This window comes from Amycolatopsis sp. lyj-346 (assembly GCF_046548975.1).
GTDB lineage: Bacteria > Actinomycetota > Actinomycetes > Mycobacteriales > Pseudonocardiaceae > Amycolatopsis.
In genome coordinates this window covers 406,628-433,585 of record NZ_JAJPWT010000001.1, presented here as the reverse complement: position 1 = coordinate 433,585, position 26,958 = coordinate 406,628, and the positions used below count along the sequence as shown (strand labels likewise).

The 26,958-nt window shown below is 70.8% G+C and carries 22 protein-coding genes and 1 tRNA gene; 19 read left to right on the top strand and 4 right to left on the bottom strand.

Annotated features, from left to right (window positions below):
• Positions 1-14: 14 nt before the first annotated feature.
• Positions 15-821, bottom strand: coding sequence for a serine protease (locus tag ACLJQE_RS02120; RefSeq protein ID WP_410637205.1), 807 nt, complete (start codon positions 819-821; stop codon positions 15-17).
• 296 nt (positions 822-1,117) lie between these two features.
• Between ACLJQE_RS02120 and topA the strand changes: the two genes are divergently transcribed.
• The 8 genes from topA to ACLJQE_RS02080 all read left to right on the top strand — a co-directional run bounded on the left by topA (position 1,118) and on the right by ACLJQE_RS02080 (position 11,490).
• Positions 1,118-3,994 (top strand): type I DNA topoisomerase, encoded by a 2,877-nt coding sequence (topA, locus tag ACLJQE_RS02115; RefSeq protein ID WP_410637204.1) that lies wholly within the window; start codon positions 1,118-1,120, stop codon positions 3,992-3,994.
• 118 nt (positions 3,995-4,112) lie between these two features.
• Positions 4,113-4,721 (top strand): hypothetical protein, encoded by a 609-nt coding sequence (locus tag ACLJQE_RS02110; RefSeq protein ID WP_410637203.1) that lies wholly within the window; start codon positions 4,113-4,115, stop codon positions 4,719-4,721.
• A gap of 86 nt (positions 4,722-4,807) precedes the next feature.
• Positions 4,808-5,602 (top strand): ESX secretion-associated protein EspG, encoded by a 795-nt coding sequence (locus ACLJQE_RS02105; protein ID WP_410637202.1) that lies wholly within the window; start codon positions 4,808-4,810, stop codon positions 5,600-5,602.
• Positions 5,595-5,783, top strand: coding sequence for a hypothetical protein (locus ACLJQE_RS02100; RefSeq protein WP_410637201.1), 189 nt, complete (start codon positions 5,595-5,597; stop codon positions 5,781-5,783). Before ACLJQE_RS02105 ends, ACLJQE_RS02100 begins: the two co-directional genes overlap by 8 nt.
• Positions 5,776-6,567, top strand: a complete 792-nt coding sequence (locus tag ACLJQE_RS02095) for a hypothetical protein (RefSeq protein WP_410637200.1) — start codon at positions 5,776-5,778, stop codon at positions 6,565-6,567. Before ACLJQE_RS02100 ends, ACLJQE_RS02095 begins: the two co-directional genes overlap by 8 nt.
• Positions 6,568-7,320: 753 nt before the next feature.
• A complete protein-coding gene (locus ACLJQE_RS02090; RefSeq protein ID WP_410638285.1) occupies positions 7,321-8,028 on the top strand; it encodes a hypothetical protein in 708 nt (235 codons plus the stop codon).
• A 148-nt stretch (positions 8,029-8,176) separates the two neighbouring features.
• Positions 8,177-10,288, top strand: coding sequence for a bifunctional MFS transporter/dTMP kinase (locus ACLJQE_RS02085; protein ID WP_410637199.1), 2,112 nt, complete (start codon positions 8,177-8,179; stop codon positions 10,286-10,288).
• Positions 10,285-11,490: a DNA polymerase III subunit delta' gene (locus tag ACLJQE_RS02080; protein ID WP_410637198.1), complete on the top strand. Its 1,206-nt coding sequence runs from the start codon at positions 10,285-10,287 to the stop codon at positions 11,488-11,490. Before ACLJQE_RS02085 ends, ACLJQE_RS02080 begins: the two co-directional genes overlap by 4 nt.
• Positions 11,491-11,543: 53 nt before the next feature.
• Here the strand turns inward: ACLJQE_RS02080 and ACLJQE_RS02075 are convergent, their stop codons facing one another.
• Positions 11,544-13,211, bottom strand: a complete 1,668-nt coding sequence (locus tag ACLJQE_RS02075; protein WP_410637197.1) for a hypothetical protein — start codon at positions 13,209-13,211, stop codon at positions 11,544-11,546.
• Positions 13,212-13,346: 135 nt separating this feature from the next.
• Here ACLJQE_RS02075 and ACLJQE_RS02070 point away from each other — a divergent pair.
• Both ACLJQE_RS02070 and ACLJQE_RS02065 read left to right on the top strand, forming a co-directional pair.
• Positions 13,347-13,420: transfer RNA gene (locus tag ACLJQE_RS02070), tRNA-Thr, on the top strand.
• Positions 13,421-13,593: 173 nt separating this feature from the next.
• A complete protein-coding gene (locus tag ACLJQE_RS02065; RefSeq protein ID WP_410637196.1) occupies positions 13,594-14,859 on the top strand; it encodes a hypothetical protein in 1,266 nt (421 codons plus the stop codon).
• An 80-nt stretch (positions 14,860-14,939) separates the two neighbouring features.
• Here the strand turns inward: ACLJQE_RS02065 and ACLJQE_RS02060 are convergent, their stop codons facing one another.
• Positions 14,940-15,395, bottom strand: coding sequence for a GreA/GreB family elongation factor (locus ACLJQE_RS02060; RefSeq protein ID WP_410637195.1), 456 nt, complete (start codon positions 15,393-15,395; stop codon positions 14,940-14,942).
• A gap of 124 nt (positions 15,396-15,519) precedes the next feature.
• Between ACLJQE_RS02060 and ACLJQE_RS02055 the strand changes: the two genes are divergently transcribed.
• The 6 genes from ACLJQE_RS02055 (at position 15,520) to ACLJQE_RS02030 (ending at position 21,742) form a co-directional block, all read left to right on the top strand.
• Positions 15,520-16,107, top strand: a complete 588-nt coding sequence (locus ACLJQE_RS02055) for a TetR/AcrR family transcriptional regulator (protein ID WP_410637194.1) — start codon at positions 15,520-15,522, stop codon at positions 16,105-16,107.
• A gap of 106 nt (positions 16,108-16,213) precedes the next feature.
• A complete protein-coding gene (locus tag ACLJQE_RS02050) occupies positions 16,214-17,419 on the top strand; it encodes a M14 family metallopeptidase (protein ID WP_410638283.1) in 1,206 nt (401 codons plus the stop codon).
• Positions 17,420-17,506: 87 nt separating this feature from the next.
• Complete coding sequence (locus tag ACLJQE_RS02045; protein WP_410637193.1) at positions 17,507-18,025, top strand: gamma carbonic anhydrase family protein; 519 nt, start codon at positions 17,507-17,509, stop codon at positions 18,023-18,025.
• Positions 18,026-18,058: 33 nt separating this feature from the next.
• Positions 18,059-18,481: a 50S ribosomal protein L11 gene (gene rplK / locus ACLJQE_RS02040; RefSeq protein ID WP_410637192.1), complete on the top strand. Its 423-nt coding sequence runs from the start codon at positions 18,059-18,061 to the stop codon at positions 18,479-18,481.
• Positions 18,482-18,652: 171 nt separating this feature from the next.
• Positions 18,653-19,921 (top strand): serine hydroxymethyltransferase, encoded by a 1,269-nt coding sequence (gene glyA, locus ACLJQE_RS02035; RefSeq protein WP_410637191.1) that lies wholly within the window; start codon positions 18,653-18,655, stop codon positions 19,919-19,921.
• Positions 19,922-20,089: 168 nt separating this feature from the next.
• On the top strand, positions 20,090-21,742 hold the full coding sequence (locus ACLJQE_RS02030; RefSeq protein WP_410637190.1) for an MDR family MFS transporter: 1,653 nt from the start codon (positions 20,090-20,092) through the stop codon (positions 21,740-21,742).
• A gap of 51 nt (positions 21,743-21,793) precedes the next feature.
• Here the strand turns inward: ACLJQE_RS02030 and ACLJQE_RS02025 are convergent, their stop codons facing one another.
• Positions 21,794-22,306 carry an inorganic diphosphatase gene (locus ACLJQE_RS02025; RefSeq protein ID WP_410637189.1) on the bottom strand — a complete coding sequence of 171 codons (513 nt, stop codon included), beginning with the start codon at positions 22,304-22,306 and terminating at the stop codon, positions 21,794-21,796.
• Positions 22,307-22,482: 176 nt separating this feature from the next.
• Here ACLJQE_RS02025 and dacB point away from each other — a divergent pair, with 176 nt between their 5' ends.
• The 3 genes from dacB to tilS all read left to right on the top strand — a co-directional run bounded on the left by dacB (position 22,483) and on the right by tilS (position 26,957).
• Entirely contained in the window at positions 22,483-24,900 is a 2,418-nt protein-coding gene (gene dacB, locus ACLJQE_RS02020) for a D-alanyl-D-alanine carboxypeptidase/D-alanyl-D-alanine-endopeptidase (protein WP_410637188.1), read from the top strand.
• Positions 24,901-24,990: 90 nt separating this feature from the next.
• On the top strand, positions 24,991-26,001 hold the full coding sequence (locus ACLJQE_RS02015) for a zinc-dependent metalloprotease (RefSeq protein WP_410638282.1): 1,011 nt from the start codon (positions 24,991-24,993) through the stop codon (positions 25,999-26,001).
• The gene (tilS, locus tag ACLJQE_RS02010; protein WP_410637187.1) at positions 25,998-26,957 is read left to right on the top strand and encodes a tRNA lysidine(34) synthetase TilS; all 960 of its coding nucleotides are present in this window, start codon (positions 25,998-26,000) and stop codon (positions 26,955-26,957) included. Before ACLJQE_RS02015 ends, tilS begins: the two co-directional genes overlap by 4 nt.
• Position 26,958: the final 1 nt, after the last annotated feature.

Here is a 26,958-nt window from a genome sequence, read left to right as displayed (position 1 = left end):
GTGCGAGAGCCGCGTCAGGGCCGGGGCAGCGTGCAGCCGGCCTGGGTGAGGGCGATCTCGTTGGCCGCGGTGAGGCAGGCCGGGATGCCGTAGGTCTCCTGGCCGTAGTTGGTGCCTTCACGGACGGTGACGTTGCCGGCCTGGTCGACTTCACACGGGTTGTTGTCCGTGCAGCGGCCGCCGTCCTCGTTGCCGGTGTTGTTCACGCCGACGACCTTGCCGCCGGAGATGATCGGCGAGCCGGACGTGCCGCCGATGGTCTGGCAGGCGGACGTGTAGCGGATCGAGTCCTTCCAGGTCCAGCTGCCTTCCTTGAGCCGGTAGACGAAACCGTCGATGTTGCAGGAGTAGATGCGCTTCCAGTAGCCCGAGACGACGTCGATCGCCGCACCGGCCGACGGGTGGGCGTTCGACAGTTCCAGCGGCGAGATCCCGTAGCTCGCCTTGATCTGCGCGTAGGTGGTTGTGAGCTGGTAGAGCGACACGTCGGTGTCGGTCATCGTGCCGTAGACGATCTTCTTGGCGCGGAGCGTGGCCCGGTTGCTGCCACTGGCGGTGAGCAGCGTGAACGTCCGGCTGGAGGCACGGTTGGTGACCACCTGCCCCGGCGCCGGGAAGCCGGTTTCGAGGCAGTGCCCGTTGGACATGACGAGCGCGGGTGCGGTGTCGGGCGTCGCGGCCGGCTTGACCACCGACCCCGAGCAGTTGGAGAGGGCCACGGTGCCGGCGAAATTCGCCGCGGCCGCGTTCGCCGGAGTGACCCCCAGCAATACTGTGGCGGTCACGGCGGTGAACAGGGCGCCGAGCAGGCGTCGGGTCATGGCGGGTCCTTTCGGCTGGACAGGGAAACCAGTGAAGCGGTGACATCCCCGCGCCCACCACCGTCGAACGGAGGGTATCCGAACGGTCACGCGCTAGGCTGCGCCGGACGTGGCCGAAATCACGTGGCAGGTACGTTGGGGAAACATCGTCGAGGTCAGCGGCGATGCGCTGGGCACAGGACCGGCGGCGTGTTGGGCCACCTCCGCGCCGTCCGGCCGGGAACAGCGTGCACACTGGCAGGTCGAGACACGGGCCCCGGCAGGGACGTGGTGCAGTCCCGCGGCGGCGGGGCGAGATGAGCGGAGAGCAGGACAGCGTGGCAGGAGCACGGACCAAGAAGAACGGCGCCTCGGCGGACAACGGCGCCGGGCACCGGCGGCTCGTCATCGTCGAGTCGCCGACGAAGGCCCGCAAGATCGCCCCCTACCTGGGCGGCGGTTACGTCGTCGAGTCCTCCGTCGGGCACATCCGCGACCTGCCGCGTGGTGCCGCCGACGTGCCCGCCCAGTACAAGGGCGAGGCGTGGGCGCGGCTCGGCGTCGACGTCGACAACGGCTTCAAGGCCCTCTACGTGGTCACCCCGGACAAGAAGTCCAAGGTGACCGAGCTCAAGAACCTGCTGAAGGACGTCGACGAGCTCTACCTCGCCACGGACCCCGACCGCGAGGGCGAAGCCATCGCCTGGCACCTCCTCGAGACGCTCAAGCCGAAGGTCCCGGTCCGCCGGATGGTCTTCCACGAGGTCACCGAGCAGGCCATCCGCGCGGCCGCCGACTCGACCCGTGAACTCGACGTTGACCTCGTCGACGCCCAGGAGACCCGCCGCATCCTCGACCGCCTGTACGGCTACGAGGTCTCGCCGGTGCTGTGGAAGAAGGTCATGCCGAAGCTTTCGGCGGGCCGCGTGCAGTCGGTGGCGACCCGGATCGTGGTCGAGCGCGAACGCGAGCGGATGCGGTTCACCTCGGCGTCCTACTGGGACATCTCGGCGACGATGGATGCCGGTGAAGAGGCTTCGCCGCGGAACTTCCCGGCGCGGCTCGTCGCCGTCGACGGCGCGCGCCTGGCCACCGGCCGCGACTTCGGCCCGGACGGGCAGCTCAAGGCGTCGAACAACGAAGTCCGCGTGCTGGCCGAGGCCGACGCGCGGCGCCTGGCCGGCGCGCTGAAGCAGCGTGACTTCAAGGTCGCGAGCGTCGAGGAGAAGCCGTACACGCGGAAGCCGTACGCGCCCTTCATGACCTCGACGCTGCAGCAGGAGGCGGGCCGCAAGATGCGGTTCACCTCGGAGCGCACCATGCGGATCGCGCAGAAGCTGTACGAAAACGGCTACATCACTTATATGCGTACCGACTCCACGACGCTGTCGGAGTCGGCGATCTCGGCGGCGCGCAGCCAGGCCACGCAGCTGTACGGCAAGGAGTACGTCTCGCCGACGCCGCGCCAGTACACGCGCAAGGTCAAGAACGCGCAGGAGGCCCACGAGGCGATCCGGCCGTCGGGTGAGGTCTTCCGCACGCCGGGGCAGGTCGCGGGCGAGCTGGACACCGACGAGTTCCGGCTCTACGAGATGATCTGGCAGCGCACGATCGCGTCGCAGATGGCGGACGCCAAGGGCACCACGATGTCCGTGCGCATCGTCGGCAACGCGACCTCGGGCGAGGAGTGCACGTTCGCCGCTTCGGGCCGCACGATCACGTTCGCGGGCTTCCTCAAGGCGTACGTCGAGGCGGTCGACACCGAGACCGGTGGCGAGGCCGACGACAAGCAGAGCCGCCTGCCGGTGCTGGAGAAGGACCAGGCCCTGACGGCGGCCGAGCTGAACCCGGACGGCCACACCACGTCGCCGCCGGCCCGGTACTCGGAGCCGAGCCTGGTCAGCAAGCTGGAAGAGCTGGGCATCGGCCGCCCGTCGACGTACGCGTCGATCATCAAGACCATCCAGGACCGCGGCTACGTCTGGAAGAAGGGCTCCGCGCTCGTTCCGTCGTGGGTCGCGTTCGCCGTGATCGGCCTGATGGAACGGCACTTCGAGCGGCTGGTCGACTACGACTTCACCGCCGGCATGGAGGACGAGCTCGACCGCATCGCCAATGGCGACGAGCAGCGCGGGCAGTGGCTGTCGAAGTTCTACTTCGGCGGTGACATGGGCGTCGACGGCTCGATCGGCCGCCTGGGCGGGTTGAAGAAGCTGGTCGAAGGCAGCGTCGAGGACATCGACGCGCGCGAGATCAACTCGATCCCGCTGTTCAGCGACGAGAACGGGCACACCGTCGTGGTCCGCGTCGGCCGCTACGGGCCGTACCTGGAGCGCGAGGTCGACGGGAACTCGCAGCGCGCGAACCTGCCGGAGGACCTGCCGCCGGACGAGCTCTCGCGGGAGATCGCGGAGAAGCTGTTCGCGACCCCGCAGGAAGGGCGTTCGCTGGGCAACGATCCGGTGAGCGGGCACGAGATCGTCGCGAAGGAAGGCCGCTTCGGGCCGTACGTGACCGAGGTGCTGCCGGAGATCGAGATCCCCGAGGACGCGACGGCCGCGCAGAAGAAGTCCGCGAAGGCGAAGGCGCCGAAGCCGCGGACGGGCTCGCTGTTCAAATCGATGGACATCGAGACGATCACGCTGGACGACGCGCTGAAGCTGCTTTCGCTGCCGCGCGTGGTCGGCAAGGACCCGGAGTCCGGCGACGAGATCACGGCGCAGAACGGGCGCTACGGGCCGTACCTGAAGAAGGGCACGGACTCGCGCTCGCTCTCGACCGAGGACCAGCTCTTCTCGATCACCCTCGACGAAGCGCTGAAGATCTACGCGGAGCCGAAGCAGCGTGGCCGGTCCGCCACGGCGAAGCCGCCGCTCAAGGAGCTCGGCGAGGACCCGGTGTCGAAGAAGCCGATGGTGGTCAAGGACGGCCGGTTCGGCCCGTACGTGACCGACGGCGAGTACAACGCGACGCTGCGGAAGGGCGACGAAATCGAGTCGCTGACCGCGGAACGGGCGTCCGAGCTGCTGGCGGAGAAGCGGGCCAAGGGCCCGGCGCCGAAGCGGAAGGCGCCGGCGCGCAAGCCGGCGTCGACGACGGCGAAGACGGTCAAGGCGGGCACGACGAAGAAGGCCGCGGCCGCGAAGTCGACCACGGCCAAGCGCTCGAGCTCGACCGCGACGAAGGCCAAGTAGGTTCCGGCTCGAAGGCCTCCCCGCCCGCTGGGTGGGGAGGCCTTCGGCGTCACACCTTCAGGTGACACCTCGAACGGATGTTCGGGAAATTGTCGGTGGTCCCGGGTTTCATGAACGCGTGACCAGAACACCGCGCACCGTGCACACGGTGACCACCAAGATCCTGAAGCCGGTCCGGGCGGCGGCCGCCGGCAGTTCCACCGCCATGGACCTGATGGAGTCGCTGCCCGGCTTCCCCGGCAGCGGCGGCGTCTGCGGCGTGGCCGTCGCGATGTCCGACGAGCCGTGGACCGCGGCGTTCTTCGACGACCGGACCAGGTTCGGGATCGCCGGGGACGGCCTGCGCTTGTCCGGGCCTTCGCCGGGCGGTGTCGCGGAGCTGCTCCGGCTGGGGTTGACGCGCCTGCCTCCGCTGCCGCCGGTGCCGGGCGAGGGGCTGTACCTCGACGCCGACGAGCGCGGGGTGCTCGAGCCCGAGCAGGAGTGCCTCCTCCTCGACCTGATGGACGATCTGCGGCTGACCCGGCGGGGCACCGTCCAGCTCGACATCGTCTGCGACGGTTCGCCGCCGCGGTGGGAGATGCTCGCGTTGGTCGACGACGACCGCGGCCGGCACCTGGCGGCCCTGAGCAGACCGCGGGGCGGCCACCGCCGGTTCTGGTGGCTGCCCGGCACGGTGGAGCGGCTCGCGGAGTTCGTCGAAGGGCGGGTGCCGGACCATGGCTGAGCCGCTCGGCGACCGCTCGGCGAACGATCTCACCCTCTCGAACACATGTGCGAGAAATTGTCGGTGCCAGGGTGTTCAATCGAGGGGTGAGCAACGCAGTCGCCGTCTTCGACGTCATCGACGAGGTTATCGCCCCGCTGTCGGCCGAGGTGCCGGAGCGGCCCTCGGTGATGGAGTTCTACGACCCCGAGTTCGAGATCCCGCCGGTGCTGGCCGACACCGGCCCGCTGCCGGGTCGCCGCCCCTCGCCGTCCGGGTGGAGCCTCGCGGACGAGGTGGAGCAGTACACGCGGTTCGTGGCCGGGATGGCCGCGATCGGCCTCGCGCCGGGTGGCGAGGTCACCGCGGAAGCCGTCGGGCTGTACCGGGCGCTGCGCGGGGGCTTCATCCGCGGTGTCGTCACCGGCGTCTTCCCGGCCCGGGCCAAGCCGTGGGAGGTGCGGTTCTTCGGCGACGAGGACTACACCACGGTCCTGCACAAGCTGGGCAACCGCGCGCGGCTGCGGTCGGGCTTCCTCAGCGAGCTGCCGGGCTGGGTGTTCGACGGGCTGCCGGACCGGCCGCCGGGGCCGGGCGAGCACCTGCGCATCGAGACCGACGAGCGCGGGCTGATCCCGCGCCGGTGCGAGCGGGCGGTCGAGCAGATCCGGGAGTGCGCGGCCCGGCCGCGGCTGGGCACGGTGCTGGTCGACCTCGCGGTGCGCAACGCGATCCTGGCCGAGTACCCGCACGGCGCGTTCGGGCTGGTGGACAACGACCTCGGCCGGTACCAGTTCAGCGCCGCGGTGGCCCGGACCGGGCGCTGGACGGTCACCTGGGGACCGGCCTCGCGCAGCACGGCCGAGCAGTGGATCGTCGAGGCGGTGCAGAGTCATGCCTGAGCAGGCGGCGGTGCGAACGACGGCCGGGGAAGGCGTGGACAGGGTGGTCGCGGCGGCCTCGAAGGACCTGACCGTCCGCGAGGCGATCCTCGCGGCCGCCGAGCTGAACAGCGGTGTCCTCCAGCCGCGGCAGGCGGCCGCGCCACCGGCGGGCCCGGAGGAGAGGCGGCGGCATGGCTGAGCGCACGGCGGCGCGGGAGCTGCTCGAGCTGGCCGCCGGCCCGGTGCTGGCGGCGATGCCGGACCGCGAGCCGGTCGACCGGCTGTACAACCCGGACGTCAGCGACCACGACATCCTGGTCCACGGCCCGGTGTCGGACGACCCGGCGGACCTGGTGGCCGAGGTCGAGCGGCACATGTCGTGGGCCGCCTGGATCGACGGCACACCGTTCGGCGAGAAGGGCGAGCTCAACGAGATCGGCTTCGAAGTGGTCTCGCTGATGCTGCGCGGCTCGGTCCGGGCAGCGTTGTGCGGCGTGTTCGACGGCGGGCCGGAGAAGGCGGACATCCGCTGCTACGCCGACGGCGAGCGCGCCTTCATGATGGGCTCGCTCCCGGGCCGGACGGCGATCCACCTGGCCGACTTCGAGGAGCTGCCGGAGATGCTGGTGGCGGAGCTCCCCGACGTCCCGTTCGGCGATTCGGCAAGGGCAATCTGGGTCTCGGTGGACGAAGACGGCCTGGTCCACGACGGCCAGGACGACGACGTAGGGGCAATGCGAGAGCTCCTGGCCCGCCCCCGGTCGGGAACGGCGGTCCTGGACATGCTGGCCTTCGGAGGCCTCTGCGCAGAGTTCCCGGACCACGGTTTCGTCCTGGTCGACACGGACCTGGGCCGCTTCGCCCTGGCAGCCCTGGACCGAGGCGACGGCCGCCGCCAGCTGGTCCTCAGCCCCTTCAGCCGCGGCATGCTCCGCGACTGGTGCCGAAAGATGATCGACCTCGGACAGGAGGAGACGCCCTGAGCTGAAAGACCCAAAACAAGGCGGCGGAGGCGGAGGGGAGGGGCGGGGGGCGGGGGCGGGGGAGAGAGAAGGACGCGCTGCCTGGGGCAGGAGCTCGCGGCCGCGGCTGGCCGGGCCAGGTTCGGCTCGGCTCGGCTGGTTTGGGTGTGCCTCGCTTGGGTTTTGGCGGCCCCGCCGGACGCGGCATGCCCGGCTCGGCCACGCCCGGCTCGGCCACGCCCGGCTCGGCCCGGCCCGGCCACGTCCGGCCCGGCTGGTTTGGATGGGCCTCGCTTGGCATGGCGGCCCCACCGGACCCGGCATTCCCGGCCCAGTCTCGGCTGGCCCGGAGTTGCCTGGCCTGGCTTGCTGGCCCCGCTCGCAGGCGCGAGGCATCTCGTGGCAGGTGGGCGAGTGGCTGCCGCCCGCCCAAGCTCCGCCCGGGCTTCGCCACTGACCGGCCTGCCACCGACCAGCCCTGCCGCCGACCAACCCTGCCGCCGACCGGCCCGCCCCGCCGCGGACCAGCCCCGCCACCGACCAGCCCTGCCTGGGACCACCCCCGCCGCGGACCAGCCCCGCCCATCCCGCCCCACACCGCTACCCCGCCAGCTGCAAGACCCACCCCAAACTGGCCACCAGAGGCCAGCCCCTGGCCAGCCGCCCACCGCCGTCCGGTGTGACTCGTTTCACTACGATCTGTCACCGTCGGCGGTCGACCTGGTCACCGGTGGGCTGGACACTTCAGGAGGTTCGGGTGCGGGCTTGCGCTGCGTGACCGACCATCCACTGGAGACAGAGCCATTGGGCGGATGCGTTATCCGCCAGCGTCGCTACCCTGGAAAGGCGAGGACATTCAGTAGTGAGGTGGTCACCATGAGCGCGAACGGTGAGGCTCCCTTCTTCAATGCCCCCGAGCTCACTCAGCGCGACGGCACGCTGTCCGAAGTCCCCGGCGAGATGTTCGCGGATCCGGTCTCCGGGCTGGTCACCGCGTCGCCCGAGCCACGCTCCGCGGTTCCGAATGGCCACGAGTCCGCCATTCCGGTGGCCGGACCGGTCAAGCCCGACGAAGAGGCCGTGCGCCGGATGGTCGAGGAGACGCTCCGCGAGGACTCGGAAGCCGGCGTGAAGGCGCCGGGAGCCGTTCCGCCGGCGGGCACCTTGGGCGGAGAACAGCCGTTGGGCCTGCTTCCCCGGCAGCGGAACCGGCGGCGCACCTGGCCGACCCGGCCGCCGCAGCTGATGCGGCCCGTTCGGCGGGATCCGCTCGCCGAGGACGAGGTCGATGACGTCGATCTCGTGCCCGTCAAGCGGCGCAGGCTGCCGCGGATGCCGTCGGTGACGATGCCGGCGTTCAACCGGCCGTCGTCGAGCGCGGCGGGGGTCATGCTCGCCGTCGTTCTGCTGATCGTGTTCGGGTTCGTCGCCATCGAGATGGTTTCGAGCCTGGTCAGCAGCGTGACCGGACTGTTCGACTAGCGTTCCTTCGCCGATTGCCACCCGCCCCGGACCACGGGGCCGTCCCGCGCGCCAGGGGCCGATCGGGCTACCCTGGCTTCACGGTCGGGTCCCTCACGAGGGCGTCCGGCACCGCGGTGACTAGTGGGGTGGGCGTATCAGCGAGGGCGTGCGGTCGGTACCCGGGGCCGGCCCGGGTGCGTCGTCGGGCGCCGAGGCGTCCACGATCAACCGGGTCCGGCGGGTACTGGCGATCAAACCTTTCCGGCGGCTCTGGGGCGTCACATACCTGTGCAGTGTGGCCGACTGGCTGAACATCCTGGCCCTCACCGGCCTGGCCACGAAGCTGACGGACAACTACTTCGCGCAGAACTTCGCTTTCGTCGGCGTCGTCCTGACCGGTCTGGCCCCGGGGCTGCTGTTCGCCCCGATCGGCGGGCTGCTCGCGGACCGGTTCGACCGCCGCAAGGTCATGGTGGTCGCCGACCTGCTGCGGTGCGGGTTCCTGCTGTCCATCGCGATCGTCGGTGCGCCTTGGTGGCTGCTCGCCGGCAACTTCCTCGTCGGCTGCGCGTCGAGCATGTGGATCCCCTCGAAAGAGGCGGCGGTCCCCAACCTGCTCCGCCGTCCCGACCAGGTCGAGACGGCCAACCAGCTCGGCATGGTGATGACCTACGGCCTCGCCGTCATCACCGCGGCCGGCGCGAACGCGGTCATCACCGGCATCAACACGACGTTCCACCTGTTCCCCGGCGACCCGAGCCTCAACATCGCGAAGCTGGTCGTCATCATCACCGGCCTGCTCTACCTGGCCAGCGCGATCCTCATCGCCACGCGGATCCCCGAACTCTCGCTGCGCAACGTCCACGCGCTGCCGGAGCAGAAGGTCAAGCAGGCCGACGAGGAAAAGCTCGGCATGGGCACGATGATCGCCGACGGCTTCCGGTTCATCCGCAGCACGCCACTCGTGCGCGGGCTGCTGATCGGCGCGTTCGGTGCGTTCGTCGCCGGCGGCGCCGTGATCGGCTCGGCCAAGCCGTACTCCTCGAGCCTGCTGGCCGGTGACTCCGCGTTCAGCCTGCTCGTCCTCGCCGTCTTCCTCGGCCTCGCCACCGGCATGGCTTTCGCGCCCAAGTTCGCCCGCCGGCTCCCGCACGACCGGCTGTTCGGCCTCTCGATCGTCGCGGCCGCGGTCTCGCTCGGCCTGGTGGCGCTGTCCCCGCACCTGGCCATCTCGCTGATCGCCGTGGTGCTGGTCGGCGTCTGCGCCGGCACCGCCTTCCTCACCGGCGTGACGATCATCGGCTCACGCGTCGAGGACGCCATCCGCGGCCGGATCAACGCGATCTACCAGCTGATGATGAAGCTGGTGCTGTTCGGCACCACGGTCACCGTGCCGCTGCTTGTCGGCGCGGTGCACCGGCACACGATCACCGTCTGGGGCAACCCGCTCACCATCGACGGCACCCGGCCGGTGATGCTCGGCGGCGCCGCGATCGCGCTGGTCGCCGGGCTCTTCGCCTACCGGCAGATGGACGACAAGCGCACCGAGCCGATCCTGGCCGACCTGCGCAACGCGCTGCGCCGCACGCCGCGGCGCGTCAACGGCTACCTCATCGCCGTCGAGGGCACCACCGCGATCAACACCGCCATCCAGGCCGTCAACCTCGCCGGCTGGCTGCGGGGCGGCACCCGGCCGGTCGTCGTCGCCGCGGACCCCGCGCTCGACGACCACCGGCTCACCGCGCTCGTCTCCGGCGCCTCGCTCACCGGCGCGCGGGCCCAGGCACTCGCCGCCGCGGCGGTGCGGGCCGACATCGTGGAGCGGCACGTCCAGCCGGCGCTGGACGCCGGTTCGGTGGTCGTGATGGAGCGGTTCGTCGACTCGCCGCTGGCGCACCTGTCCGCCGTCGCCGGGCTCGACAGCGACGAACTCGAAGGCCTCGCCGACTGGGCGACCGGCCGCCTGCGCCCGGACCTGACCATCCTGCTGGACGCCGCCCCGAACGGGGCGCCGCGCGACAAGTCGGCCGCGATGAACGACCAGTGGCGCGTCCAGCACCTGCTCACCGAGATGGCCGCGGCCGACCCGGATCGCTACGTCGTGGTCGACGCCGACGGCACGGACGACGAGGTCGCCGAGCGCATCCGCACCGCGGTGCGCGCCGTGTTCGTCGGCCGGCTGGCCGCGCTGGCGCCGACGACGGAGAAGCCGGGGACGCTCCCGCTGGAAACGCTGCCCGTCGAGACCCCGGAAGAGCCTCGCGTGGAGGCGAAGTGACGACGACCGAACGCATCGGTGTCTGGAACCAGCTGGTCGGCCAGGAACCCGCGGTCGAAACGCTGAGCGCGGCCGCTTCGGCCGCGGCCAAGATCGTCGCCGGCGAGCCGGCGCCACCCGGCGCGATGACGCACGCCTGGCTGCTCACCGGCCCGCCCGGATCCGGCCGCTCGGTCGCCGCGAGGACGTTCGCCGCGGCCCTGCAGTGCAGCACCGGAACCGGCTGCGACGCCTGCCCCGGCTGCCACACGACGATGGCGGGCACGCACGCCGACGTCCGGCTCGTGGTGCCGGAAGGCCTGTCGATCTCGGTCGCCGAGATGCGCGCGCTGGTGCAGGCCGCCGCGCGGCGCCCGACGACCGGCAACTGGCAGGTCGTCGTCATCGAGGACGCGGACAGGCTCACCGAAGGCGCGTCGAACGCCCTGCTGAAGGCCGTCGAGGAGCCGCCGGACCGCACGGTGTTCCTGCTGTGCGCGCCGTCGGACCACCCTGAAGACGTCTCGGTGACGATCCGCTCGCGCTGCCGTCTGGTGACGTTGCGGACGCCGCCGCCGGAGGCGATCGCCGACGTGCTGGTGCGCCGCGACCACGTCGACGCCGAACGCGCGCAGTGGGCCGCTTCCGTGTGCGGCGGCCACGTCGGCCGCGCCCGCCGGCTCGCCACCGACGAGGCCGCGCGGCAGCGCCGGGCCACCGTGCTGCGGATTCCGCTCGGCCTCCGCCGGATCGGCGACGTCTTCACCTGCGCCGACCAGCTGATCAGCGCGGCCGAGGCGGACGCGGGCGAGGCCAGCAAGGGCCGCGACGAAGACGAGCGCAACGAGCTGCGCACGGCGATGGGCGGCGACGGCATCGGCAAGGGCGTCGCGGGCGCCAAGCGAGCCGCCGAAGCCGCGGTCAAGCAGCTCGAGAAGAAGCAGAAGTCCCGGGCCACCCGCACCCAGCGCGACACGCTCGACCTGGCGCTGGTCGACCTCGTCGGCTTCTACCGCGACGTCCTGGTGACGGCCACCGGCTCCGGCGCGAGGCTCAACCACCCGGACCACGCCGACCAGATCCGCGAAGCGGCATCGTCGTGGACGCCGGAGTCGACGCTCCGCCGTCTCGAAGCGGTGCTGGAGTGCCGTGAGGCGATCGGGCTGAACGTGAAGCCACGCATCGCCGTCGAGGCGATGGTCATGACGCTTCGGCAAGGCTGAAACGCAAAGGAACCCGCCAGGCGCACCTGGCGGGTTCCTTCACGCCCCTCGGATCACTCGCGTGGACGCGGTGAGGGCTTGAACGGCTTTTCCTCGACGGTCACGGTCAGCGGACGCCGGCGTCCGCCCGGCATCGCGGCCACCATGACCACGCCGAGCAGCAGCATCGCGGTACCCGTCCAGAACAGCGGCACCGTCTCGTACGCGCCGCTGGTGTAGGCCAGGTTCTTCACCGGCCCCTTCGGCGCTTCGCCACCCGCGGGCGGCGGCGTCGACGTGGTCCCGCAGACCACACCGCCGGTCGGCGCGTACGCGCGGGCGATCTGCTCGCCGAGCGACAGCTGGGCCAGCGACGACGGCAGGTTCTTCGCCTGGTCGTCCGGCAGCAGGCTCTTGAGCTTGGTCGTGGGCAGCAGCTGCAGGTCGAACATCCGCGCCGACGCGCCCAGCTGGAAGCCCTTGAACGGCGTGGTCATGTTCGCGGACTTCTGGTCGAGCCCGGCGATGCTCAGCCGCAGCACGCCGAGGTCGAGCACGGTGCCCGCGGTGGTCCCGACCTGCTCGACGGGCCCCGCTGCCGTCGCCAACAGACCGCCGACAACGGGAAGGTCCTTCAGCTTGCCGAACTGGTCGCTCAGCGGCTTCAGCGGCAACCCGATCGGGATGTCCTTGGCCGGGTGCGCGGCATCCAGCGTGTAGAGCGTCTTCCCGCCCGCCGCGATGGTCAGCACCGGCGCGGTGTACTCGACCTTGGACGTCTTCGCGTCGCCGGTGGAGGTCACCTTGAGCGTCGGCTGGCTGACGACCTTGACGCTCAGCGCCAGCGGCGTGCCCTTGAGGATCTCGATGTCCGCGGCCTGCAGCGTCGACGTCGACTGCACGGCCTTGTTCTTCGACCCCGGAATGTCGACCAGTTTCACCTGCGAGCGCGACGACAGCGTGTTCGGCAGGCTCAGCAGCGAGCCGTTGCCGTTCGCGGCGGTCTGCCCGCCACCCTGCAGCAGGCCGCCCAGGCTCTGCAGGCCCTTCGTCAGGTCGAACCCGCTCGCCAGCGAGTTCGGGTCGAGCTTCGGCTTCAGCGCGTCCAGCCCCAGGTTCGGCATCGACGGCACGACGTTCAGCAGCGACAGGCTGGCCACCGACGTGCTGGCATCGGCAATGGTGTCGACGCACGGCCCCAGCGTCTGACTCCACCGCGCGTGCGCGCTCCCGTTGAGCAGCCCCACGTTGAGCAGCGGATTCGACGGCGCGTTCAGCCCACCGCTGATCGGCTGCGGGTTGTCCGGCAACGCCGTCTGCACGACACTGCCCGGCGTCTGCGGCGCGTTCCCACCCACCGACAACCCGAACGGCGACGCCTGCGCGACCGCCTTCTCGTAGTTCAGGTAGGCGTCCGAGTTCGCCGACGCACTCGACAGGCCCATCCCGGCTTCGAGTGCCGACTGCTTCGGCAACGTCTGCCCGAACCCCGGCAGGATCGTGTTCGTCGGCACGGCGTTGGGCAGCAACCGGATGATCCCGAGCGCGGTCCCGGCATCCCCCACGGCCTGCCCCAACGGCTGCGGCCCGATCGGCGCCGAGATCGGCGCCTGCCCCGGATTCGCCGGCTGCGGAATCGGCGTCGTCGGATAGGTCGAGTCCGCGTACGCCGGCGCCGCGCTGAACAGGACCAACGCCGCAGCCGCCGGCAGGGCCACCGAACGGGGCAGTCTTCGCCGCATGTGCCAGAGCCTCCAGAAGACGGATCAGCCGGGAGTGAGACCGGCGTCATAGGGCCTTAACGACGGTCCCCCGGGAAAGTAACGCGCACAGCTTCCGCTACACTTGCTATCGTCGCCAGCGCAAGCCGGAGACACGCCGCCTTAGCTCAGTCGGCCAGAGCGATTCACTCGTAATGAATAGGTCAGGGGTTCGATTCCCCTAGGCGGCTCCGCAGGTCAGGCCCCATCCGAGACACTCGGGTGGGGCCTGACTCGTCTCGTGAGTGACTAAGTGGGTGACTTCAGCGGCGAGAAAGTTCCACAGGTTCATCCGTTGAGTGGAACAGCAGGCCTGGTGGCCGATGGTCGACTCGGGCCTATGCGGATGCCGAGCGTCAAAGGGGTGGCCGAGCTGGTCGCCGACAGGCTCGCCGAGTCGGTGGCTTCGGCGCGAGAATCGTGGCGCGCGTCCAGGCTCAGGTCCGTCGCCATCGCCACGAGGTCGATCACCGAGGAACAGGTCCGCAACCGGGATGCCGTCGTGGCGTCCTTCGCGCGGCGCGGTCACGACCCGGACGTCATCGCGGGGCAACACAGGGCGGTGTACCGGAACCTGGCACGGCAAGAAGTGACGAACACCCGTTTGGGGTACGTCGGCATTTTCGTCGCCATCGTGGTGGTGCTCGGGCTGTGGCTGGGCATCGGGAGCTACTTCGGCATTCCCTTCGGCGTGGTCTTGACGATCCTGGCCGCTTACGGCGGCGTCCTGATCGTTGGTCTGCCCGTGCTGCTGATCCCCTTGATCTTCCGGCGCCTGCCGTCTTTCGGGTTGGCCGTGGTGAACCTCTACTTGGTCCTGGTGTCGATCGCGGCCGGCCTGATCGTGTACGGCGCGCTCGCCGGAGCGGGGCCGGCGCGTCCGCTGATCGGGGCTGTCCAGGCTCAGATTCCGTTGGCCTTCGTGCTGGTCGAGGGGATCCTCACCACGGGAATCCTGGTGGCCACGTTTATCCTCGGCTGGCCCGTCGCCCTGTACGTGGAGCGTTGTCGGCTGCTGGTTCAGCCCCACTCCCAAGCCTTGCGCGTCTTGTTCCACGCCATCGCGATGTCCGCGACGGACGAGGTATTCCTCCGCACGGACACCAGGCGTCAGCTCGTCGATCAGATGGAACAGCTCGCGGTGATCATCAGAGCGGGGTTGTGGAAAACCGTGCGACCGTCGAGCGGGCTGGCGCGCTCGGTGCTGAGGTACCGGTGTGATCTCGCCGCGCAGACAGTCGAGGTCATGAGTGTCTGGGTAACGCTGCCGGCGAAGACGACCCGCGTGGACTACCAGGAACGGATGTGTGCTGTCGCCGAGACGATGATGTCCGGCAGACTGGACGAACTCCCCGTCGAACCACGACGGGACGCCATCAGCCTCCAGAGCCGGCTCACCTTGCTGCTCGGCTTCCTGCGGACGATCGTCATCGGCGCCGTCCCGCTCGGCGTCTTCTACGGTCTCGCCCTGTCAGGCGTCCTCCCGCCGGCAGGCATCGCCGAACCCGTGCGGGTCGTCCTGTGGGTCTGGCTCGTGGTTGCCCTGCTCAGCGCGCTGGGCGAACTGGGCACCGGGAGGACGTTGTTCGATCGCACGCTCGAGCTCCTTTCCCGGATCCTCAACAAGTGAGATCACCTGGTCGGGGGACTCGCCGGATACAGCCGGAGGCTCCTTCCCCGCGGGGAAGGAGCCTCCGGCTCGAACAGGGGCTACTTCGGCGGGGTCAGCTTCACCACCGTGGCCTTGGCGTCGCCGCGGGGCGTTCGGTAGGTGATCTCGTCGCCGGCCTTCCGGCCGACCAGGGCCAGGCCCAGCGGGCTGTCCGAGGTGATCGCGTCCGCGTCCTCGCCCGGGACCGTCACCACCTGGAACGTCTCTTCGTCTCCGTCGGAGAAGCGGAGGGTGACGACCGTGCCGTCCGGGAGCTGGCTGTTGCCGTAGCCGCCGTGTTCCATCTTGGCCGCCAGTTCGGCGATCTGGCGGTCCAGCCGGGCGGCCGATTCCGCCCGGTCGATCACGTCCGCCTGGTCCGCCGCGTCCCCAGTGCGTTCCTGCTCGCCGGGTTGCGGCGCGAGGGCTGCCCGTTGCGTGCGCAAGTTCGCGATTTCCTTCTCCAGCTGGCTGCGCGCAGCCGGGCTGAGCCCCTTGTCCCCTGAGATCACCATGCCGGGCATTGTCCGCTGCGCAGACCGGGGTGGCCAATCCGGTTTTTCACCCGAAAGCCGCCCGCAGGACGTCTGCCCTAGGATTTCGGGTTCGGCGTCCAGGAAGAAGGTAACGAGAATCACCGTGAGCGCAGTCCCCGGCCGCAGCGAGCGGCTCTCGCCGAACCAGCTGGCCAAGCAGGACCAGATCGTCGAAGCCGCCCGGGTCGTCCTCGCCCGCGACGGGCTCGCGGGGTGCACCGTCCGGGCCATCGCCGACGCCGGCCCGCTCACCAAGAGCGCGATCCACTACTACTTCGCCGACATCGACGTCCTCATCGACCGGGCGATGGCCGCGCACATCACCGCCTTCGCCGCGGGCCTGCGCGAAGTCGCCGCGAAGCACGACGAACCCGGTGAACGGCTCTTCGCCGTCCTCGAGGAGTACCTGAGCGTCTTCGCCGCGAACCCGAACGCCGCCTTCCTCTGGTTCGAGTACTGGATCGCCGCCGGACGCGCGCAGCACCCGCAGGCCATCGACGTCATGCTCACCTCGCTCACCGAGCTGCTCGCCGAGCTCCTCGCCCCGCTCGACGTCGACGACCCGCGGGCCAGGGCCCGCGCGCTCCTGTCCTACCTGCTGGGCACGGTCGTCCAGCAGCGCGTGCGCCCTCGGCCGTTCGCCACGCTGCGTGCCGACATCGAGGCGCTCTGCTTCGCGAACTACGGGTAGAAACCGCCAATAGATCCGTACTGCTCCGGATTGCGCCGTACGTCCGGCTCCCGCCAAGGTCGAAGAACCCCCGAGAGCAGGAGACGTGATGCGCACACGAACGTGCATGGCAGCGGCCGCGGCCGCCCTCTTGGTGCTCACCACCGGCGGCCAGGCCGGTGCCGCCCAGCCCGACGGCCCACAGGTCTACGAGGTGACGGGTGCCGCGACGGCCCAGCAGCGCACCGAGATCGCGCGGACCGGCGCGGACATCCTCGACGCCGAAGGCGCGACGACCACGGTCATCGCCAACCCCGGCGAAGCGGCCCAGCTGCGCGCGCAGGGCTTCGGCGTCAAGGCGCTCGGCAAGGTCGACCGGCCGCAGGGCACCGAAGCGGTCTTGGACTTCCCGGCCGGCTACACGGGCTACCACACGTACGCGGAGACGCAGACCGAGCTGCAGAAGGCGGTCGCGAACTTCCCGGCGCTCACGAAGCTCGGCAGTGCCGGCAACTCGTACGAAGGCCGGGCGCTTTCCCTGATCAAGATCAGCGACAACGCCGCCACCGACGAGAACGAGCCCGAGGTCCTCTTCACCTGCAACCAGCACGCGCGCGAACACCTCACCACCGAGATGTGCCTGCACATCGTCCAGCGGCTGACCAGCGGTTACGCGACCAACAGCGCGATCAAGCGGCTGGTCGACAGCACCGAGATCTGGGTGATCCCCAGCGTCAACCCGGACGGCTCCGAGTACGACATCTCCGGCGGCACGTTCCACAGCTGGCGCAAGAACCGCCAGGGCAGCGGCACCGACCCCAACCGCAACTGGGGTTACCGGTGGGGCTGCTGCGGTGGTTCCTCGGGCTCGCCGTCCAGCGACACCTACCGCGGCACGGCGGCGTTCTCCGCGCCCGAGACCCGGGCCGTCTCGAACTGGGTGAACTCGCGGGCCGTCGGCGGCGTCCAGCAGATCAAGACGCACATCGACTTCCACACCTACTCCGAGCTGGTGCTCTGGCCGTTCGGCTACACCTACGCCGACACCGCGCCGGGCCTGACCGCGGCCGAGGCCCAGAAGTTCCAGTCGCTCGGCAGGCAGATGGCCGCGACCAACGGCTACACGCCGCAGCAGTCCAGCGACCTCTACATCACCGACGGCAGCGTCAACGACTGGATGTGGGCGCAGCACAAGATCTGGAGCTTCACGTTCGAGATGTACCCGAGGGGCAGCAACCCGGGCTTCTACCCGCGCGACACCCAGATCGCCCCGCAGACGGCCCGCAACGACCAGGCCGTCGACATCCTGATCAACGCCGCGATCACCGGCTGACCCCCAGCAGTCCGGGCGCGGCCCGCGGATGGCCTCCTTCCCCGCTGGACCGGGGGAAGGAGGCCCTCGCGGTTTAGGGTGCGGGGCATGCCTCTGTTCTCGTTCGAAGGGCTCAGCCCGCAGGTCCACCCGGACGCCTGGATCGCGCCCACCGCCACCCTCATCGGCGACGTCGTCGTCGAGAAGGACGCCTCGGTCTGGTTCGGCGCGGTGATCCGGGCCGACTTCGGCCGGATCGTCATCCGCGAGGGCGCCAACATCCAGGACAACTCGGTGATCCACGTCAACGACGGCGTCTGCGAGGTCGGCAAGAACGTCACCGTGGGCCACCAGTGCCTGGTGCACGACTGCACGATCGAGGAGCAGGCGCTGATCGGCAACGGCTCGACGGTGCTCGACAAGGCGAAGATCGGGGCACGGGCGCTGGTCGCGGCCGGGGCGACGGTCACGCCGTCGACGGAGGTGCCGCCGGAGATGATCGCGATGGGCAGTCCGGCGAAGAAGTTCGTGCCGCTGACCGACTCCGCCCGCATGTGGGTCGAGCACAACGCGGCGATCTACCAGGAGCTGGCCCGCCGGCACCGCGCGGGGACAAAACCGGTTTGACCCTCCAGTAACTGGAGACTCTAGCTTCGGGGCATGGCTCCGAAGAAACTCACGCACCAGGTCACCCTCGAACTCGCCGCGGGCAACGCCCCGGTCGTCGACCTCGGCAAGATGCTGGGGCAGACCGGGATCAACCTCGTCGAGGTCAAGAAGGCCTACGACGCGGCGACGGCGGCCCAGCGCGGCGACATCGTGCCGGTGGTCGTCTCGGTGTTCGAGGACCGCTCGTTCGCGCTCCGGCTCAAGACGCCCCCGACGTCGTTCCTCATCAAGAAGGCGTTGGGGGACAAGGGTTCTTCGCGGCCGGGGCACGAGGTCGCCGGCAAGCTGACGGCAGCGCAGCTGCGTGAGATCGCCGAGCGCAAGCTGCCGGACCTGAACACCTCCGACGTCGAGGCGGCCATGCGCACGATCGCGGGCACGGCCCGTTCGATGGGCGTCGCGGTCGTGGACTGAGGTGCGCAAGCACTTGGTGGTGCTCCGAACACCGTCGGGCCCCTAGCGGCGTGGACTAGGCTCTACCGCGCAGCAGCGACTGGCGCCATCGAGGTGGAGCACCACCGGGAAGCGACGACGAGGCCGGCACCGCGCGCCTGGGTGAAGGCCACTCCAGAGCCGGAGTACGCCATGACACACCAGCCGAAACTGACCGCTCTCGCCGCCGCCGATCCCGCCATCGCCGGGCTCGTCGAGGACGAAGCCAAGCGGCAGCACGACAAGATCCGCCTGATCGCGTCGGAGAACTACGTCTCGCAGGCCGTGCTCGAAGCCACCGGGACCGTGCTCACCAACAAGTACTCCGAAGGCTACGCGGGCAAGCGGTACTACGAGGGCCAGCAGTTCATCGACCAGGTCGAACAGCTCGCCATCGAGCGGGCCAAGGCCGTCTTCGGTGCGGACCACGCGAACGTCCAGCCGTACTCCGGGTCGCCGGCGAACTTGGCCGTGTACCTCGCTTTCGCGCAGCCGGGCGACACCGTGCTCGGCATGGCGCTGCCGGACGGCGGTCACCTCACGCACGGCTGGGGCGTGTCCGCCACCGGCAAGTGGTTCACGCCGGTGCGTTACGGCGTCGCGAAGGAGACCGGCCGCGTCGACCTCGACCAGGTGCGCGACCTGGCGCGGCAGCACCGGCCGAAGCTGATCTTCGCCGGTGGCACGGCGATCCCGCGCACGATCGACTTCCCGGCGTTCGCCGAGATCGCCGCCGAGGTGGACGCGGTGCTCGTCGCCGACATCGCGCACATCGCCGGCCTGGTGGCGGGTGGCGCGCACCCGTCGCCGGTCGGGCACGCGCAGGTGATCACGACGACGACGCACAAGACCCTGCGCGGCCCGCGCGGCGCGATGATCCTTTCGGACGCCGAGCACGCGAAGGCCGTCGACAAGGCGGTGTTCCCCGGCCTGCAGGGCGGGCCGCACAACCACACCACCGCCGCGATCGCCGTGGCGCTCGGGGAGGCGCAGCAGCCGTCGTTCGGCGACTACGCGCACACGATCGTCGCGAACGCCCGCGCGCTGGCCGACGCACTGCTCGCCCGCGGTTACGACCTGGTGTCCGGCGGCACGGACAACCACCTGCTCCTGATCGACCTGACGAACAAGGCGGTCGCGGGCAAGCCGGCCGCGCAGGCGCTGGACCGCGCGGGCATCGAGCTGAACTACAACACGGTGCCGTTCGACCCGCGCAAGCCGTTCGACCCGTCCGGCATCCGGCTCGGCACGTCCGCGATCACCACCCGCGGCCTGAAGCCGGAGCACCAGCCGCAGGTCGCGGAGTGGATCGACCGCACGGTGACGGCGGCCGCCGCGCAGGACGAGCCCGCCCTGGACGTGATCGCCGCGGAGATCCGCGAGTTCCTGACGCCGTTCCCGATCCCGGGCTACTCCGCCTGACTCCGTCCCGAGGGGGCACTTTCACGTGAAAGTGCCCCCTCGGCGCGTCCGGAGACGTGGGTCACACAATATTTGATTGCACGGTACAAGCTTCCACGGAATACTTGGCTCAGACAAGTAGTTGAGAGGTACAAGCAACTGCGCCAAGGCTTTCCGAGGGAGACCACCATGAGCGACACCACCACGGCGGAAGGAGCAGCCGCTACGAACGGCAAACTGACTCACCGCCAGATCCTCACCGTCCTGTCCGGCCTGATGCTCGGCATGTTCCTCGCCGCGCTCGACCAGACGATCGTGTCGAGCTCGATGCGGACCATCGCCGACGAGCTCCACGGCCTGTCCCTGCAGGCCTGGGCCACCACTGCCTACCTCATCACCGCCACGCTCTCGACGCCGCTGTACGGCAAGCTGTCCGACCTCTACGGCCGCAAGCCCATGTACCTGACGGCGATCTCGCTGTTCCTCATCGGCTCGCTGGCCAGCGGCATGGCCACGTCGATGTACGAACTCGCCGCGTTCCGCGCCTTCCAGGGCCTCGGTGCCGGTGGCCTGATGTCCCTCGCGCTGGCGATCATCACCGACATCACCGCGCCGCGGGAGCGCAGCAAGTACCAGGGCTACTTCATGGCCGTGTTCGGCATCTCGAGCGTCGCGGGCCCGGTCGTCGGCGGCTTCTTCGCCGGCATCGACACCTTCGCCGGCATCACCGGCTGGCGCTGGGTCTTCCTGGTCAACGTCCCGATCGCGCTCGCCGCGCTGGTCGTCGTCACCAAGGTGCTGAACCTGCCGCACACCCGCGTGGACCAGAAGGTCGACTACTGGGGTGCCGTGGCGCTGGCCACCGGCCTGGTGCCGCTGCTGATCGTCGCCGAGCAGGGCCGCGAGTGGGGCTGGGGCTCCGCCGCTTCGGTCGCCATGTACGTCGTCGGCGGGCTGGGGGTGGCCGCCTTCGTCTGGATCGAACGCCGGATGGGCGACGCCGCCCTGCTGCCGCTGCGGCTGTTCAAGCGGTCCGTGTTCCGGATGTCGACGATCGTCACGGTCGTGCAGGGCGCCGGGATGTTCGGCGCGATGATGTCGCTGCCGCTCTACCTGCAGATCGTCAAGGGCGCGACGCCGACCCAGGCCGGCCTGCAGATGCTCCCGCTGACGCTCGGCATCATGCTCGCCAGCCTCGGCAGCGGCGTGGTGATCTCGCGCACCGGCCGGTACAAGATGTTCGCGGTGGCCGGGATCGGCCTGATGGCGGCGGCGCTGTTCGCGCTGTCCACGATCACCGTCGACAGCTCGCTGGCCATGGTCATGGTGATCGCCTTCGTGATCGGCCTCGGCCTCGGTGCCTCGATGCAGACGCTGGTGCTGGCCGCGACCAACGACGTCCGGCCGCAGGACATCGGCGTCGCCACCTCGGCGGCGACGTTCTTCCGGCAGATCGGCGGCACGGCGGGCACCGCGGTGTTCCTGTCGATCCTGTTCGGCACGGTCGGCGACCGGATCGCGAACGCCGTCCGCTCGGCGCTGACGACGCCGTCCTACACGGCGGCGCTGGCCCAGCACTCGGAGTTCGCGAAGCAGCTGCAGAGCGGCCTCGACGTCAACGACACGTCGTTCCTGTCGACGCTCGACCCGACGCTGGCCCGGCCGATCCTGCAGGGCTTCGCCGAGTCGATGAGCACGGTGTTCCTGGTCGGCGGGATCGTGCTGACCGTCGGCTTCGCGCTGGTGTGGTTCCTCAAGGAGACGCCGCTGTCGGACAAGTCGGCGATGGAGCAGCGCGCGGAGGCCGAGGACGCCGCCCCGGCGCTGGCCCTGGCGCACTGACCGCGTGAAAAAGGCCCCCTCGGAAACCTCCGAGAGGGCCTTTTCCGCAGCTCAGTGGCCGCCGTTGGCTTCTGCTTTCGCCAAGCGGTCGGTCTCTCGCTCGTACGAGCGGGCGATCTCAGCCTCGGCCTCGGCGCGGCCGACCCAGGACGAGCCTTCGACGCTCTTGCCGGGTTCGAGGTCCTTGTAGACCTCGAAGAAGTGCTGGATCTCCAGCTTGTGGAACTCGTTCAGGTGATGGATGTCCCGCAGGTGCTCCAGGCGCGGGTCGTTGGTCGGGACCGCGAGGACCTTGTCGTCCGGGCCCTTCTCGTCGGTCATCCGGAACATGCCGATCGCGCGGCAACGGATCAGGCAGCCGGGGAACGTCGGCTCCTGCACGAGGACGAGCACGTCGAGCGGGTCGCCGTCCTGGCCGAGGGTGTCGTCGATGAACCCGTAGTCGGCCGGGTACTGCGTGGCCGTGAACAGGGTCCGGTCCAGCTTGATGCGGCCGGTCTTGTGGTCGACCTCGTACTTGTTGCGCTCCCCTTTGGGGATTTCGATCGTGACGTCGAACTCCACGCCGTCCTCGCTGCTTCTTTATAGATCCGGGCGTGCCCGCACGTCGCGGGCGGCAACCTTCATGACTGTCTTGACGTCTCCTAGTGTGGACTACGCCCTGCCGGGGGGCCGCATCGATGTCGGCCACGCGGCATGTGAGCTTGGCCCCTCCCGGGGCAGGTGAAAAGGAGTGGTGGGTGCCGGAAAACGACCAGCCGATGTGGCCTTCCTCGGACGAAGACCGCTCGTCGTCCGGCGCGCGGGAGACCACTCCGATGGCGCTGCCGGACCCGCCGAAGGCCGCCGGGGACAGCCAGGGCGTGCCCAAGGTCACAGGCAGTGCGGCCCCGAAGGGATCGTGGTTCGCGCCGAACGTCGCGCCCGAGCCGATCCCCGGGCTCAACGCCCCGGCGGAGGAGCCGCCGCCCCCGCCGCCCCCGGGCAGGCAGGACCTCGCCGACCGCCTCGGCAGCCGCGAGCCGAAGCAGCCCCCGGCGGCCGAGCAGCCGAAGTCCGCTGAAGAGGGCACCCGGTACATCGAGGTCGAGCCACCGAACCCCGCCGAAGAGGGCACTCGGTACATCGAAGTCGAGCCGCCGAAGCCCGCCGCGGAACCTGCTGAAGAGGGCACCCGGTACATCCAGGCCGAGCCGCCGAAGCCCGCCGCGCCGTCGTCGGCCGCGGAGAGCACCCAGTACCTCGAGGCGCAGCCGTCCGGGCCGGTGCCGGTGGTGCCGATCGAGCGGCACACCCCGCCCCGGGAGGAGCCGAAACCGGAGGAGCCGCAGCAGCAGTGGCGTGAAGAGCTGCAGCACTGGCGCGCCGAACAGCAGCGCCGTGAAGAGCAGGTGAACCGCGGGGGCGCCCAGGGACGCGAAGAGCCCGCCGCGCCCTGGAGCCAGCGCATCGAGGTGCCGGAGGACCGTGCCGGCGACCGGCCCGCCGAACCGGGCGACCGCCGTCCCGCACTGCCGCCGGAGCCGCCGCGCGGGGTGGTGCCGTCGGCGTCCGCCGGCTCGCTGGCCCGGCCGCAGCGGATCGAGCCGGACGGGCAGCGGTTCGACGCCGAGGCGACCGTCGGGATCGAACGGCCCACCCAGTTCCCCGGCGTCTTCCAGCAGCAGCCGCAGCCACGCACCGAGCCGCCCCGGAACGACCAGCCGCCCGCCGAGCCGCCGTCGCCGTCGGCGGCCGAGGCGCCGTCCGGCGACGAGCCGCCGAAGAAGCGGCGCAAGGGCAAGCTGATCGCGCTCGTCGTGGTCGTCCTCCTGGTGCTGGCCGGCGGCGGGATCGCCGCGGCGACGCCGAAGGTGGCGAACCGGCTGGGCCTGCCGTGGGCCCCGAACGCGCCCAAGGGCGACCCGCCGTCGCCGTCCGCGGCCACGCGTCAGCTGCAGGGCCCGGCCACTTCCGGGACGGCGCCGACCGCGAACGGCGTCAAGGCCGCGCTCGCGTCGGCGGCGGGCAACAGCGCGCTCGGGCAGCTCACCGGCAGCGTGGTCGACCCCGTGACCGGGACCGTGCTGTGGGAGCGCAGCTCGTCGACACCGGTGACGCCCGCCTCGACGACGAAGGTGCTCACGTCCGCGGCCGCGCTGTTGTCGCTGGACCACAACCTGCGCCTGTCGACCAAGATCGTGCAGGGCGCGGACCCGGGCACGGTGATCCTGGTCGGCGGCGGCGACACGACGCTCACCAACCTGCCGCTGGGCACCGAATCCCCGCTGTACCCGGGGGCCGCGCACGTCGACGACCTCGTCGCGCAGGTCAAGAAGGCGGCGCCGGGCGTCAAGAAGGTGCAGGTCGACCTGACGCTGTTCAAGGGGCCGACGACCGCCCCCGGCTGGGAGCCGGGTGACGCGCCGTCGACCTACGCGACGCAGATGTCGCCCGTGATGGCCGACGGCGGCCGCATCAACCCCAAGGACAACAATTCGCAGCGCACGGCGAACCCGGGCAGCGCGCTCGCCTCGTCGATCGCTTCGAAACTGGGGGCTTCGGCGGGCGGCCAGGCGACCGCGCCCAAGGACGCGAAGGTCGTCGCCGAGGTGAAGTCGGCCCCGCTGACCCAGCTGGTGTCCGACCTGATGGAACTGTCCGACGACCTCCTCGCCGAGGCGGTCGCCCGGCAGGTCGCGCTCGCCAACGGCGAGGAAGCCAGCTACGCCGGTGGTGCCAAGGCGACCATCAAGGTCATCAAGGACCACGGATTCGACGTCTCGGGCGTCGAGCTGTCCGACGGCAGCGGCATCTCGTCCCTGAACCGCATCCCGGCCCGGCTGCTGACGCAGCTCCTGGCGGCCGCGGCGGCGCAGGACGGCAAGAACCCGGCCACCGCGAAGCTGCGGCCGGTGCTGGCCGGCCTCCCGGTGGCCGGCGGCACGGGGACCCTCGCCGACAAGCGCTTCGACACGGCGGCGTCGCAGGCGGGCCGCGGCTGGGTGCGGGCCAAGACGGGCACGCTGACCGCGGTGAACACCCTCGCCGGCCTGGTACTCGACCAGGACGGCCGGGTGCTGGTGTTCGCGTTCATGTCCAACGGCTCCGACACCGAACCGGGCCGCGACGCCATCGACGCCCTCGCGACCAGCCTCCGCAAGTGCGGTTGTGCCTAGCGGACGCCGAACCGTACGAAGATCGTGGCCGGAAACCGGCACCGGGCAGGTAGCGTCGGAAGGGTGAGTCAGGAAACGCAGACCCGGCCCATGGTCGACTGGGCGATCGCCGCGCAGACCGGCGCGTTGCTGGTGCGCGGCGGCCCGCAGGTGCCGCGGGAACAGGCCGAAGCAGCCGTCACCGACCTGCGCGAGCTGACCGTCGAGGCCGAGGGGCACGTGCGGCAGCTGACGAACCTGGGGCTCGACCTGCCGCTGCTGCCCGGCGAAGTCGTCGACCGCCCCGGCTGGGTCCGGTCGGCCGCGGCCGGGCTGGACGCGCTCACCGGGCGGGCACTGCCGCAGCAGGGCGGGCCGCTCGGGCCGATCCTGGCCGGCGGTGCCGGGGTGCAGACCGGGCTGGTGCTCGCCTTCCTCGCCAGCCGCGTGCTCGGTCAGTACGACCCCTTCGGCGGCCCGGAGAAGGAAGGCACGCTGCTGCTGGTGGCGCCGAACGTCGTCGCCGCCGAGCAGGCGATGGACGTGCCCGGCCACGACTTCCGGCTCTGGGTCTGCCTGCACGAATGCACCCACCGGCTCCAGTTCACCGCGGTCAAGTGGCTGCGCGACTACTTCGCCGACGAGGTCGAGCGGCTCGTCTCGGGGCTGGCGGGTGGCGGCACCGACAGCCTGTCCGACCTGGTCGGCCGGCTGCCGGAGGCGATCAAGCAGGGCCCGAGGCTGAACCTGGCCGAGCTGCTCCAGTCGCCGAAGGAGCGCGCGGTCTTCGACCGGCTGCTGGCGCTCTCGACGCTTCTGGAGGGGCACGCCGACTACGTGATGGACGCCGTCGGCCCGCAGGTCGTGCCGAGCGTCGACCGGATCCGCGCGCGGTTCACCGCCCGGCGCAAGGGCGGCGGCGTCTTCGACCGGCTGCTGCGCGCGCTGCTCGGCGTCGACGCGAAGATCCGTCAGTACGAAGAAGGCGCGAAGTTCACGAAGCACGTCGTGAACGCCGTCGGCATGGACGGCTTCAACGCCGTCTGGCGGTCACCGAACACCCTGCCGTCGCGGGCCGAGATCGCCGACCCGGCGGCGTGGGTCCGGCGCCTGCACGGATGACCGGGCCGGCGGTTGCGGCCGTCCGCCGGGCCGTCCGGGCCTTCCTGGAGACCGTCCCGGCGCCGCGCGAGCTGTGCGTGGCGGTTTCCGGCGGTGCCGACTCGCTCGCGCTGGCCGAGGCCGCCGCGCACGTCGGGCACCACCGCGGGCACGTCGTCCGCGCTCTGGTCGTCGACCACGGCCTGCAGGAGGGCTCGGCGAAGGTCGCGGCCGACGCGGCCGCCGCGGCCACGGCCTTGGGCGTCGACGAAGCCGAGGTGCGCCGCGCCGACGTCACCGGCACGGGCGGCCCGGAAGCCGCCGCCCGCAAGGCCCGCTACCGGGCGCTCGCCGGCCACGACCTCGTCCTGCTCGGCCACACCCTCGACGACCAGGCCGAAACGGTCCTGCTCGGGCTCGGCCGCGGGTCCGGCCCGCGCAGCCTCGCCGGGATGCGGCCGCACGACCCGCCGTGGGGCCGCCCGCTGCTCGCCACCACCCGGGCCACCACCCGGGCCGCGTGCGCCGAGCTCGGCGTCGAGCCGTGGGACGACCCGCACAACGCCGAACCGCGCTTCACCCGGGTCCGGCTGCGCACCGAAGTCCTGCCGCTGCTGGAAGACGTCCTCAACGGCGGGGTGGCCGCCGCGCTCGCCCGCACGGCCGCGCAGCTGCGGGAGGACAACGAGGCGTTGGACACAGTGGCGGACGTGATCTTCACCCGTGCGGGCGGCCCCGATGGGCTGGATGTGGGTGTCCTCGCGGCGGAGCCCCCGGCCGTCCGGCGGCGGGTTCTCCGCAGGTGGCTGCTGGCCTCGGGCGTGCGCGAACTCACCGATGCGCACCTGCGCGCGGTCGACGAACTGGTCGCCCGGTGGCGTGGTCAGGGTGGCGTGTGGTTGCCGGGCAACTTGGAAGCGCGCCGGGGCCGTGGCAGGCTCTGCGTCATCTCCCAACCCACCACCCGAGGGGAATGAC